This is a genomic window from Streptomyces sp. NPDC102462 (genome assembly GCF_044765425.1).
Lineage (GTDB): Bacteria > Actinomycetota > Actinomycetes > Streptomycetales > Streptomycetaceae > Streptomyces.
The window spans coordinates 117,028-129,919 of sequence record NZ_JBIWKB010000020.1 but is presented as its reverse complement, the minus strand read 5'-3'; the positions used below and the strand labels follow the sequence as shown (position 1 = coordinate 129,919).

The 12,892-nt window shown below is 72.1% G+C and carries 9 protein-coding genes; all 9 read left to right on the top strand.

All coding sequences use genetic code 11. The annotated features are described in order from the left end of the window. Window position 1: 1 nt before the first annotated feature. The 9 genes from asnB to ACIRFL_RS19420 are packed head-to-tail and all read left to right on the top strand — an operon-like array spanning window position 2 to window position 12,889. The gene (asnB, locus tag ACIRFL_RS19460; RefSeq protein WP_404029855.1) at window positions 2–1,936 is read left to right on the top strand and encodes an asparagine synthase (glutamine-hydrolyzing); all 1,935 of its coding nucleotides are present in this window, start codon (window positions 2–4) and stop codon (window positions 1,934–1,936) included. 33 nt (window positions 1,937–1,969) lie between these two features. Next, entirely contained in the window at window positions 1,970–4,156 is a 2,187-nt protein-coding gene (locus ACIRFL_RS19455; protein ID WP_404029853.1) for a bi-domain-containing oxidoreductase, read from the top strand. Beyond that, window positions 4,153–6,120, top strand: coding sequence for an alginate lyase family protein (locus ACIRFL_RS19450; protein ID WP_404029852.1), 1,968 nt, complete (start codon window positions 4,153–4,155; stop codon window positions 6,118–6,120). The genes ACIRFL_RS19455 and ACIRFL_RS19450 overlap by 4 nt, the downstream gene beginning before the upstream one ends. Window positions 6,121–6,129: 9 nt before the next feature. Next, window positions 6,130–7,668 carry a right-handed parallel beta-helix repeat-containing protein gene (locus ACIRFL_RS19445; RefSeq protein ID WP_404029850.1) on the top strand — a complete coding sequence of 513 codons (1,539 nt, stop codon included), beginning with the start codon at window positions 6,130–6,132 and terminating at the stop codon, window positions 7,666–7,668. A 1-nt stretch (window position 7,669) separates the two neighbouring features. Continuing rightward, a complete protein-coding gene (locus ACIRFL_RS19440; RefSeq protein WP_404029848.1) occupies window positions 7,670–8,992 on the top strand; it encodes an O-antigen ligase domain-containing protein in 1,323 nt (440 codons plus the stop codon). Between the two features lie 2 nt (window positions 8,993–8,994). Further along, entirely contained in the window at window positions 8,995–10,218 is a 1,224-nt protein-coding gene (locus ACIRFL_RS19435; RefSeq protein WP_404029846.1) for a glycosyltransferase family 4 protein, read from the top strand. After that, window positions 10,219–11,454: a class I SAM-dependent methyltransferase gene (locus ACIRFL_RS19430; protein ID WP_404029844.1), complete on the top strand. Its 1,236-nt coding sequence runs from the start codon at window positions 10,219–10,221 to the stop codon at window positions 11,452–11,454. It abuts the gene before it with no gap. Continuing rightward, window positions 11,451–12,245: a glucose-1-phosphate cytidylyltransferase gene (locus tag ACIRFL_RS19425; RefSeq protein WP_404029843.1), complete on the top strand. Its 795-nt coding sequence runs from the start codon at window positions 11,451–11,453 to the stop codon at window positions 12,243–12,245. The genes ACIRFL_RS19430 and ACIRFL_RS19425 overlap by 4 nt, the downstream gene beginning before the upstream one ends. Beyond that, on the top strand, window positions 12,242–12,889 hold the full coding sequence (locus ACIRFL_RS19420; protein ID WP_404029841.1) for a PIG-L deacetylase family protein: 648 nt from the start codon (window positions 12,242–12,244) through the stop codon (window positions 12,887–12,889). Before ACIRFL_RS19425 ends, ACIRFL_RS19420 begins: the two co-directional genes overlap by 4 nt. The last annotated feature ends 3 nt before the right edge of the window (window positions 12,890–12,892 follow it).

Genomic DNA, 12,892 nt, shown 5'->3' with positions numbered 1-12,892 from the left:
CATGTGTGGCATCGCAGGCACGTACCGCTGGCCGGACGGGAAGGCCGTCGCCGACCGGCTCACCGACGCCCTCGCCCACCGCGGTCCGGACGGGGCGGGCCGCTACAGCCACCCCGTCGGTGACGGCGAGGTGCACCTCGGGCACCGCAGGCTGGCCATCATCGACCTGTCCGAGACCGGCGCCCAGCCGATGGTCTCGGGCGGCCTCGCCCTGACGTACAACGGCGAGCTGTACAACGCGCCCGAGCTGCGTGCCGAACTGGCGGCCGCCGGGGTGCGCTTTCGCGGTACCTCCGACACCGAGGTGCTGCTGGAGGCATGGCGGCGCTGGGGCACGGACTGTCTGCCCCGGCTGCGCGGCATGTTCGCGTTCGGGATCTTCGACGAGCGCACCGGTGACCTGGTGCTGGCCCGCGACCAGCTCGGCGTCAAGCCGCTGTTCCTGCTCCGGCGCGGCGAGGGCCTGGTGTTCGCCTCCGAGCTGAAGGCGCTCGCCGCCGTGACCGGCGGGTCGCTCCAGGTGGACCATGCGGCGCTGGTGGCCTCGCTGCTGTACTACTGGGTGCCGGACACCCGGTGCGCGTTCCGTGAGGCGGAGAAGCTGCCGCCGGGCAGCTGGCTGCGGTGCCGGCCCGACGGCCGGGTGGAGCGCGGCCGGTACTGGAATCTGAAGGACGTCGCCGCCGAGGGTCGGGAGCGGGCCCGGGGCGGCGAGCAGCCGGATGTCGCCGCCGTCGTCGAGGAGTCGACCCGGCGCCATCTGCTCTCCGACGTGCCCGTGGCGACCTTCCTGTCCGGCGGGCTCGACTCCAGCTATCTGACCGCGCTGGCGGCCCGCGACCGACCCGGGATCTCCGCCTACACGATCGGGTTCCGCGCCGAGGACGCCCGCATCGAGGCGATGCCGGACGACCTGCGCCATGCCCGGCGGGTGGCCGAGCGGTTCGGCGTCGACCTGCACGAGATCGAGATCGCCCCCCAGGTCCTCGACCTGCTGCCGCGGATGACGTACCACCTGGACGAGCCGATCGGCGACCCCGCCGCGATCAACACGTTCCTGATCTGCTCGGCCGCCCGGGCTGCCGGGGTCAAGGTGATGCTCTCGGGGATGGGTGCCGACGAGCTGTTCGCCGGTTACCGCAAGCACCTGGCCAACCTGATCGCGCTGCGCTACCAGCGCGTCCCGCGGCCGCTGCGGCGCGGCCTGTCCCGGGCCGTGGACCGGCTGCCGGTCGCAACGGCCCGCCGGGGGTACCGGTCGGTGCGCTTCGCGAAGCGGTTCCTGTCCTTCGCCGAGCTGCCGGAGGAGACCGCGTTCCGGCGCAGCTACACCATGTACGACCGGGACGAGCTGCTGGCCCTGCTCGATCCGGATCTGGCCGGAACGGTCGAGGACGTGCTGACGGAGCATGCGGACATCTACCAGGACAACGACCTGGACGATTTCGTCAACCGCATGTGCCTGGGCGACGCCCGGATGTTCCTGCCGGGCCTGAACCTCGCCTACACGGACCGGTCGAGCATGGCCGCGTCGACCGAGGTGCGGGTGCCCTATGTGGACGTCGAGGTGGTCAAGGCGGCGTTCGCCGTGCCCGGCGACCGCAAGATCGTCGGACGGCAGGGCAAGGCGGTCCTCAAGGAGGCGGCCCGCTCGATCCTGCCCCAGGAGATCGTGTACCGGCCCAAGGGCCTGTTCAGCGCCCCGCTGCGCGCCTGGATGAGCCGGGATCTGGCACCGCTGGTGCGCGAGGTGATCAACGAGGGCGAGCTGGTCCGTTCCGGGTTCCTGCGCCGTGACGCGCTGGCCCGGCTGGTCGCCGAGGACGCCGCCGGGCACCGGGACTTCTCCAAGCATCTGTGGCATGTGCTGACCCTTGAGTACTGGTACCGCGGCGCGACCTCGGGGCCCGGCCGGAACTCCCCCTCGGCGGCGTAGCGCCTCACCGGCATAGAGACAAGAGGACTTCGGGTGAAACAGGTTGTGCAGAACTACAAGAGCGGCGAGCTGGCGCTGCTCGACGTGCCGGTGCCCCGCTGCAAGCCGGGTGGTGTGCTGGTGCGGAGCGCCTACTCGCTGATCTCCACCGGGACCGAGCTGATGAAGGTGTCCGAGGCCGGCATGTCGATGCTGGGCAAGGCACGCTCCCGGCCGGACCAGGTGGCCAAGGTGGTGCAGAGCGTGGCCACCAACGGGGTGCCCGCCACCTACCGCAAGGTGATGGGCAAGCTGGACTCCTACACTCCGCTGGGCTATTCGCTGTGCGGGGTGGTCGAGCAGGTCGGCGCCGGGATCGAGGACGTGAAGGCCGGCGACCTCGTGGCCTGCGCCGGCAACGAGCACGCGTTGCACGCCGAGTTGAACTGGGTGCCGAAGAACCTCTACGCCCGGGTGCCGGACGGTCTCGCGCCGCGGCACGCGGCCTTCGGCACCGTCGGGTCGATCGCGTTGCAGGGCGTCCGCCGTGGCGAGCCGCACCTGGGCGAGGTGGCACTGGTCATCGGCCTCGGTCTGATCGGGCAGTTGGTGGTGCAGTTGCTGGCCGCCTCGGGTGTCCGGGTCATCGGGGCCGACCCCGACCCGGTGCGCTGCGAGCTGGCCGAACGCCTGGGCGCGGCGGCCTGCGGCGATCCCGGATCCGCGGCCGTGGAAACCGCCGTCGCCGAACTCACCGGCGGCCTGGGCGTGGACCAGGTGTATCTGGCCGCCGGCGGCGGCAGCAACCAGCCCGTGGAGCTGGCCGCGCGGTTGAGCCGGGACCGCGGCCGGGTCGTCGACATCGGCAAGTGCCGTCTGGACCTGCCGTGGAACGCGTACTACGAGAAGGAGCTGGACGTCCGGTTCTCCCGCTCGTACGGCCCCGGGCGCTACGACCCGGAGTACGAGCTGGAGGGGCGGGACTACCCGATCGGCTATGTGCGCTGGACCGAGCGGCGCAACCTGGCGTGCTTCCTCGATCTCGTCGCCCGCGGGCGTGTCGACGTGGAGCCGTTGGTCTCGCACGTCGCCGACTTCGACGACGCCGTAGGGACGTATCAGCGCCTCAAGGACGGCGACTTGAAGGCCGTGGCCGTGCTGTTCCGCTACCCCGGCCACCCCGGCCGGGCCGCGGAAGCCGAGGCCCCGGCGGTGGCCGTGCCCGCGGTGAACGTGAGCCCGGGCCGGGCCCGGGCCGCCGGGACCCCGTTGAAGCTGGCGTTCGTCGGCGCGGGCACCTACGCGACGTCGATGCTGCTGCCGCACCTGTCCCGGCGCGACGGCGTCGAGTTGTCCACGGTGGTCACCACGACGGCGCTGTCCGCGGCCAACGCGCAGCGCAAGTTCGGCTTCGCCGAGGCGACCACCGATCTCGACGCGGTGCTCGGCGACAAGTCCGTCGACGCGGTGTTCGTGGTCACCCGCCACAGCTCGCACGCCGAACTGACCCGGCAGGCACTCCTGGCCGGCAAGGCGGTGTTCGTGGAGAAGCCGCTGGCGCTCACCGAGGACGAGCTGGCCGGCGTGCTCGCGGCGGTGGAGGAGTCCGGCAACGACCGGCTGCAGGTCGGCTTCAACCGCCGGTTCGCGCCGCTGCTGAACGAGGCCAGGAAGCGGTTCGGTGCCCGGACCGGCCCGGCGAGCCTGCGCTACCTGGTCAACGCGGGCCGGCTCGAGCACGGCAGCTGGTACCTGCAACAGGGCAGCGAGGGCTCACGGTTCGCCGGCGAGGGCGGGCACTTCATCGACACGGCGAGCTGGCTGCTCGGCGCCGACCCGGTCTCGGTGTACGCGATCAGCACGCCGGGCGACGAGGATCTTCAGGTCGTACTGCGCTACCCCGACGGGTCCACCGCCACCATCAGCTACGTCACCACCGGCCCGGCCGGCCTCCCCAAGGAGACGCTGGACCTGGTCGCGGACGGCAGGGCACTGCGGCTCGACGACTTCGTCCGTGCCACTGTCTACGACGGCCGCCGCAAGCAGTGGGTCGGCTCGCGCCTTCCCAAGGCCCGGGACAAGGGCCAGAACGCCGAACTGGCCGCGTTCATCAGGGCCGTGCGGACCGGCGGGCCGATGCCGGTGCCGCTTGAGTCGCTGGCCGCCACCACGGCGGCCACCCTCGCCGTGCGGGCCGGCCTGGCCGGCGGTGCGCCCGTGACGTTGGCGAGGGCGCGATGACGGTGAGCTCGGGGAGTCCGGGCTGGTACCTGCGGCGACTGTCCCGGATGGGTCCGCGGGAGGTCGGCGGCCGGGTGGGCGACGCGGTGCGCAGGCGGCGGTGGCGGTCGGCGCGGCCGGTGTGCCCGAGCGTGACCGGCGCCCGGTTCACCGCGGCATTGCCCGCGGGGACGATCGCCGCGGTGCCGCCGGACGCCGCGAAACGTCTCGTCGCCGAGGCGGACCGGCTGATGGCCGGGCACGCCCAGTACTTCGGGGTGGACCGCGACGACCTGGCCGACCCGGACTGGTGCCGCGACCCGAAGACCGGGCGCCGCGCTCCGTGGGGCTACGCCTTCGACGTGCCGTACCGCGACGAGGACGCGGTCGGGGACATCAAGCAGATCTGGGAGCTGTCCCGGCATCAGTACCTCACCCAGCTCGCCGCGGCCTACGCGCTCACCGGGAACGAGCGGTACGCCGAGCGGGTGGCCGGGCAGCTGCGGTCGTGGTGGGCGGCCAATGCGCCGCTGCGCGGGGTGCACTGGACCAGCGGCATCGAGCTGGGCATCCGGCTGCTGTCCTGGGTGTGGATCCGCCGGCTGCTCGACGGCTGGCCGGGCGCGGCCGACCTGTTCGAGGGCAACCCGGTGGCGCTCCGGCAGATCTGGCACCACCAGCGCTGGCTGGCCGCCTTCCCCAGCCGGGGGTCTTCGGCGAACAACCACGTCATCGCCGAGGCCGCCGGGCAGTTCGCCGCGGCCTGCGCGTTCGGCTGGTTCCCCGCCTCGGCGCGCTGGCGTGCCGACGCGCTGCGGTCGCTGGAGCGGCATCTGCGAAGCAACACCTTCGGCTCCGGCCTCAACCGCGAACTGGCCACCGACTATCACGGGCTGGTGCTGGAGCTCGGCCTGGCCGCGGTGGCCGAGGCGGACGCCGCGGGCGTGCCGGTCCCCGCGTCCGTCCGGCTGGTGCTGCTGCGGATGACCGACGCGCTCGCCGCCGTCGTGGACGGCCGGCTGCGGCCGCCGCGCCAGGGGGATGCGGACGACGGGCACGGTCTGGTCGTGGACGGCGCGGGCACCGACCGCTGGGCCTCGCTGCTGGCCACCGGGGACGCCGTGTTCGGCCGGCTCGCCTGGTGGCCGGAGGTGACCGGCACCGATGTGCGCACCCCGCTGCTGGCGGCGCTCATCCGGCCGTACGCCGAAGACGGCACCGCGCCGGCCGTCACCCGCCCGGCAGGCCGGCCGGCCCACTTCGCCGACGCGGGGCTCACCATCCTGCGCGGCCCGGCACAGATCTGGTGCCGCTGCGACGGCGGCCCGCACGGATTCCTGTCGATCGCCGCGCACGCTCACGCGGACGCGCTGTCCGTGGAGGTCCGGCACGACGGGGTGGACGTGCTCGCCGACCCCGGGACGTTCTGCTACCACGGGCAGCCCGAGTGGCGGCGGTACTTCCGGTCGACCCTCGGCCACAACACCCTGCAGCTGGACGGCGGTGACCAGTCCGTCTCCGGTGGCCCGTTCCTGTGGACCCGGCATGCCCGCAGCCGCGTCCTGGTCGCGGACACATCCCACGAGGGTGTGGCCCGCTGGTGCGCCGAGCACGACGGCTACCGGCCGTCCGTGCACCGCCGCCAGGTGGAACTGACAGCCGCAAGCCAGGAGTTGAGGGTGGTCGACGAGGTGCGCGGCCCGCGCCGTGCGGTGCGGCTGGCGTTCCACCTCGGCCCGGCGATCGCCGCGGACCTGGAGGGGAACCGGGCCGTGCTCACCTGGACCCGGGACGGCGAGGACCGCTCCGCGGCGCTCGACCTGCCCGGGCAGCTGTCCTGGCGGGCGCATCGCGGCGAGAGCGACCCGCCGCTCGGCTGGTACTCCGCCGGCTTCGGCCGCAAGGAACCCGCCACAACGCTGGTCGGCACCGGCTTCACCGACGGCACGCAGGGGTTCACCACCGTACTCAGGTTCCGCGGCTAGGGAGGACGCGTGGGGATCAAGTGGCGGCGCTGGGCGTGGCCGGCGGCACCGCTGGCGCTGGCCCTGCTGGCGGCGACCGGCTGTACGCACACGCCGGACGCCCGGACGGAGCCGGCCGGTGCGCCGGCCGCGTCCAAGGCGCCCTCCACGCCCGTGGCCCGGGTGTGCGCCGAGCCCGCGGCCGGGCCGGTGGAGGCACCCGCGGGCGCGGTGCCGGTCGACCCCGCGGTGGTCGGTGACCTGGCCGCGAAGACCAGGAGCAGCCCCCCGGGCACCACGTTCTGGCTTCGACCGGGCAAGCACAGGCTCGATGCGGACCGCTACGCCCAGGTCATCGCCAAGAAGGGCAACCGCTACCTCGGCGCGCCGGGCGCGGTGCTCGACGGCGGGAGGAAGAACAACTACGCGTTCAGCGGTACCGCCCGCGACGTCACCATCCGCTATCTGACCGTGCAGCATTTCGTCGCGCCGCCCGATGAGGGCGTGGTCAACCATGACATGGCCGACGGGTGGGTGATCGAGCACACGAAGATCCAGTACAACTCCGGCGCCGGGCTGATGGCCGGTGCACGCCAGCAGGTCCGCGCCAGCTGTCTGCGCGGCAACGGACAGTACGGAATGAACGCGTACAAGACCGGTGACTCCATCCGCGGCCTGGTGGTCGAGGGCAACGAGATCGTGGGCAACAACACCGACGACTGGGAGCGGCGCAAGCCGGGCTGCGGCTGCACCGGAGGCGTCAAGTTCTGGGCCGTCGACGGCGCCGAGATACGCGGCAACTGGGTGCACGACAACCGCGGGGCCGGGCTCTGGGCGGACAACAACAACAACGACTTCCTCATCGAGGACAACCTGCTCGAGGCCAACGACGGTGCCGCGCTGATGTACGAGACCAGCTACAACGCGGTCATCCGGAAGAACACGATCCGGCACAACAACTGGGTCGAGGGCCGCAGGTACGCCGACCGCGGCGACGACTTCCCGTACGCGACCGTCTACGTGTCCGAGGCCGGGGGCGAACCACGGATCCGCGCGCGCACGGACAAGATCGAGATCTACCGGAACGTGCTGGAGGACAACTGGAACGGGATCACCCTGTGGGAGAACGCCGACCGGTTCTGCAACAGCCCGGCCAACACCTCGACCGGTTACTGCACGTTGCTGGTGAAGGACACCGACCGCTGCGCGAAACCGGCGATCGCCACCGCACCGCTGTTCGCCGACTGCCGGTGGAAGACCCAGCGGGTGGACATCCACGACAACCGCTTCCTGCTGGACACGTCGGTCGTCAAGTGCACGGCGAAGTGCGGCCGGATGGCGGTCCTCGCCAACTACGGCACCTATCCGGACTGGTCGCCGTACAAGGGCAAGCTGGTGGCCGAGGCGATCGCCCACAAGCAGCACAACCGCTGGCACGACAACAGCTACCGCGGACCGTGGAGCTTCATCGCGGTCGACACGGACCACAAGCTCGACTCCGGGCAGTGGCAGGGCCCGCCCTACCGGCAGGACGCGGGCAGCACCTTCGACCCAGGGGCCGGTGGTTGAGATGGACGGGAACCTGAGGCGCGGCGTCCTGCCGGACGGACCGGACACGGCGGGCACGCAGCCCGGCGCCGAACCGCGCCCGGCCGGCACACCGAAGGCCGTCGGGATCGTCTGGGCGCTGCTGGGCCTGAACACACTCGGCTCCGCCGGGGCGAAGACCATCGTCACACTGCCCCGCTCCCTCATCCAGATGGTCACCATGGGCGCGCTGGCCGCCGCGTTCGCGCTGGCGCTCATGCTCAATCTCCGGCTGCGCATCCGGGCCAGCGCCTTCCTGTTCCTGCTCACCCTGCTGCTGGTGCCGAGCGTGATCTCCAGCGCGAACCTGGAGGTCGGGTTCGGCGCGCTGTTCCGGTGCGCCCGGCTGGCTCTCTTCGTCGGCACGCTGTGGCTGCTCAGCCGCTGGTGGGACGGCGGCCCGACATTCGTCCGGCACCACATCCGGATGTACTTCGCGGTGCTCGGATCGGTGGCCGCCGGCCTCGTCATCTCGCCGGGCACGGCCCTGCCCGAGTACTACGGCGGACGCCTTGTCGGCGCGTTGTGGCCGCTCACCCCGCCGCAGATCGGACAGTACGCCGCGGTGATCATCGGGCTCACCGTCCTGCTCGTGCTGGGCCGCCGGATCGACAGGGCAGGCGCGGCGCTGGTCATCGTGCCGTCACTCGTCCTGCTCGCGTTGACCCACACCCGGACGGCCACGCTCGGCCTGCTCGTCGGGCTCGCGTTGGCGATCGGCTCGCTCGTCCTGACCAGTTCCGCCGCCCGCCGGTTCTTCGCCTGGGCGGTGCTGTGCGCCACGGTGGCCGCGGTGGTGTTCAGCTCCGCGCTGCAGGCGTGGTTCCTGCGCGGACAGAGCAAGGAGAACTTCTCCAGCTTCACCGGTCGGGCCAAGGTCTGGGACGCCCTGCTGGCGGCGCCCCGGACGACCGCGGAGTACCTGTTCGGCACGGGCCTCGGTGACAAGTCGTTCGGCGGGCTGCCGATCGACAACAGCTGGCTGGCCGTCTACAACGAGCAGGGTGTGACCGGTGTCGCCCTGGTGGCGGCGTTCGTCATCGTGTTGGGCGGCGTCGCGCTGCTGCGGCCGCCGTCGCCGTCGAGGGCCTGCGCGATCTTCCTGATCAGCTACGTCGCGATCTCGTCGTACACCGAGGCCGGCCTCGGCGACGCCTCGCCGTATCTGCTGCATCTGGCCCTGGCCGCCTCGCTGCTGGCGGCACCCGCCGCGGCCACGCCCCTGACGAAGGCCACGCCCCTGACGACGCCCGCAGTCCCTCGACAACGTATCCCGCGCTGGGCCCGGAACCGGGAGGTGACCTGACCATGCACGTCCTCGTGGTGCACAACCGCTACTCCTCGGCGCAGCCGAGCGGGGAGAACAGGGTCGTCGACCAGGAAGTGGGGCTGCTGCGCGCGGCCGGCCACCGGGTCGAGATGTTCGAACGGCGCAGCGACGACATCGCCGACCGGTCCCTCCTCGGCAAGGCCGCGGTGCCACTCCTCGTGCCGTGGAACCCGGCGGTCCGCACGGAACTCACCGCGCGGCTGCGCACCGAGCGGCCGGACGTCGTCCACGTCCACAACGTCTTCCCGCTCCTGTCGCCCGCCGTCATCGCCGCCTGCGCGGACGCCGGTGTGCCCGCCGTCGCCACGCTGCACAACTACACCCAGGTCTGCCCGCCCGGCACGCTGCACCGGGACGGCCGCACGTGCACCGAGTGCGTCGGGTCGACGGCGTCGCTGCCCGCCGTCCGGCACGGCTGCTACCGGAACTCCCGCCTTGCGACGGTGCCGCTCGCGGTCAGCCTGACGGTCAACCGGCGGCGCTGGTGGTCCGGCGTGCAACGGTTCTTCTGCATCTCGGCGGCGCAGCGCGACGTCCTGGTGCGGTCCGGCATGCCACCCGAGCGGCTGACGGTGAAGTACAACTTCGTACCCGACCCGGGCGCCTGCCGGGTGGGCGACGGCGAGCACCTGCTCTTTCTCGGCCGGCTCGCGGAGGCCAAGGGGGTGCGGCCGCTCATGGCCGCGTGGGACGAGATCGCCGCGCACGGCGGTGTGGGCGTGCCGCTCGTGCTCGCGGGCGCCGGGCCGCTGGAGCGGGAGGTGACCGCCTGGGCCGCGGGCCGGGACGACGTGCGCTACGTCGGCCTGCTCGATCCGGATCAGTGCCGACAGGCCGTCGGACGGTCGGTCGCCGTGGTGGCTCCCTCGTTGGCCCTGGAGACGTTCGGTCTGGTGGTCGCGGAGGCGATGGCGGCCGGGGTCCCGGCCGTCGCCGCCGGTCACGGCGCCTTCGCCGAACTCGTCGAGGACGGGGTGACCGGGCTGCTGCACCGGCCGGGCGAGCCCGCCTCGCTCGCGTCGTGCCTGCGCCGCATCACGGCCGGGCCGGCCCTGGGCCGGGAGATGGGCCGGGCGGCCCGGCACCGTTACGAACAGCGCTTCAGCCCGGCCGTCGGGCTGGAGCGCCTGGTGGATGAGTACCGCACCGCGATCGCGGGCCGGTCGGAACCGATGGGGGACGCAATCAATGGGGGGCAGTAGATGACACGATGCCGACTGTGCGGCTCGGCGGCGCTGGTGAGCGTCGTCGACCTCGGGGCGACGCCCCCGTGTGAGAGCTTTCTCGCCGCGGACCAACTGGACCATCCGGAGCCGGCGTACCCGCTGCATCTGCGGGTCTGCACGGACTGCTGGCTGGCGCAGATACCTCCGCTCATCACGCCGGAGGAGACGTTCACGCAGTACGCGTACTTCTCCTCCTACTCGACGTCCTGGGTGGAACACGCGCGCACGTTCGTCGCCGACGCCGTACAGCGCCTCGCGCTCGGGCCCGACGCCTTCGTGGTCGAGGTCGCGAGCAACGACGGGTATCTGCTGAGGCACATGGTGGACAGGGGGATCCGCTGCCTCGGCATCGAGCCGTCGGTGAACGTCGGCGCCGCGGCGCGGGAGGCGGGTGTGCCCACGCTCACGGCGTTCCTCGACCCGGCCACCGGCTCCGGCGTCCGCGGCGAGCACGGCCCGGCCGACCTGGTCGTGGCCAACAACGTGTACGCGCACATCCCCGACGTGGTCGGCTTCACCCGGGGCCTGCGCGCCCTGGTCGCCGACGACGGCTGGGTCTCCATCGAGGTGCAGCACCTGCTCACCCTGATCGAGGAGAACCAGTACGACACGATCTACCACGAGCACTTCCAGTACTACACGGTCGCGTCCGCGATCCGGGCGCTGGCGAGCGGCGGACTCGCGCTCGTGGACGTCGAGTTGCTGCCCACGCACGGCGGCTCCGTGCGGCTGTGGGCCCGGCCGGCCGAGGTGGCGGGCGAGCCGACCCGCCGGGTGGCCGAGGTGCTGGACCGGGAGAAGGCCGCCGGGCTGCGGGAGCTGTCCGGGTACTCCGAGTTCTCCACCCGGGTGGCCAAGGTGCGCCGGGACCTTCTGAAGTTCCTCATCGAGGCGGCCGAGCGCGGCGAGACGGTGGTCGGCTACGGTGCCCCGGGCAAGGGCAACACCCTGCTCAACCACTGCGGCATCCGGCCCGACCTGCTCCCGTACACGGTCGACCGCAACCCGTACAAACACGGCAGGTTCACCCCGGGCACCCGCATCCCGATCCTGCCGCCCGAGCGGATCGGCGCCGACCGGCCGGACTACGTCCTCGTCCTCCCGTGGAACCTGCGGGCCGAGCTGGTCGGGCAACTCTCCTTCATCCACGAGTGGGGCGGCCGGCTGGTCTTTCCCATCCCGGAACTGAGCATTGTCGAGGTCGAGTCATGAAGGTCGTACTGTTCTGCGGCGGCTACGGGATGCGGATGCGCAGCGGAGCCTTCGACGACATGCCCAAGCCGATGGCGATGGTCGGCCCCAGGCCGCTGATCTGGCATGTCATGCGCTACTACGCACACTTCGGGCACACGGAGTTCATCCTGTGCCTCGGGTACGGGGCGCACCACATCAAGGAGTTCTTCCTCAACTACGAGGAGACGACGTCCAACGACTTCGTGCTGCGGGGCGGGCGGACCGAGCTGCTGTCCACCGACATCGCCGACTGGACGATCACGTTCGCGCAGACCGGCGTCGAGTCACCGATCGGGGAGCGGCTGCGCCGGGTGCGGCACCACCTGGACGGCGACGAGATGTTCCTCGCCAACTACGCCGACGTGCTCACCGACGCCCCGCTGCCGGAGATGATCGACCGGTTCGCCCGGCGCGACGCCGGTGCGTCGATGATGGTGGTGCCGCCGCAGTCCTCGTTCCACTGCGTGGACCTGGGCGACGACGGCCTGGTGGGGGGCATCACCCCGGTGAGCGAGCTGCCGCTGTGGGAGAACGGCGGCTACTTCGTGCTCCGCCAGGAGATCTTCGAGCACATACCGGAGAACGGGGACCTGGTCGCCGACGGTTGCGCCGAACTGGCCAAGCGGGGACGGCTGGTGGCGCACCAGCACCGCGGCTTCTGGAAGCCGACCGACACCGTCAAGGAGCGGGCCGCGCTCGACGACGCCTACACCCGGGGCGACCGCCCGTGGGCCGTGTGGGAACGCGACGCCGCGGTGAGGACCGCGTGATCCGGCTCGGGGCCGGGCGCCTGGACCGGCTCGTCGCGTTGGGCGCGCACTGCGACGACATCGCCATCGGCGCCGGCGGCACCCTGCTGACGCTGTGCCTGGCGCGGCCGGGTGTCCGCGTCGACGTGCTGGTGCTCTCCGGCGGTGGCGGCGAGCGGGAGCAGGAGGAGCAGGCCGCGCTCGCCGCCTTCTGCCCGGGCGCCGACCTGCGGCTGACCGTGCTCAAGCTGCCGGACGGCCGGCTGCCCGCGCACTGGGACGAGGCCAAGGCCACGGTCGAGGAGCTGCGGGCGCGGACTGAGCCGGACCTGGTGCTGGCCCCGCGCACCGATGACGCGCACCAGGATCACCGCGGCCTGGCGAAGCTGGTGTCCACCGCGTTCCGCGACCACCTCGTGCTCGGCTACGAGATCGTCAAGTGGGACGGCGATCTGGGCCGTCCGGCGGCGTACCAGCCGCTGTCGCCGGACGTGGCCGAACGCAAGGTGCGGCTGCTGCAGGAGCACTACCCCTCGCAGCGGCACCGGCCCTGGTACGACCGGGAGGCCTTCCTCGGCCTTGCCCGGATCCGCGGCATCGAATGCCACGCGCGCTACGCCGAGGCGTTCTCCGTCACCAAACTCACTCTCAACCTGGGGGGTTGAACC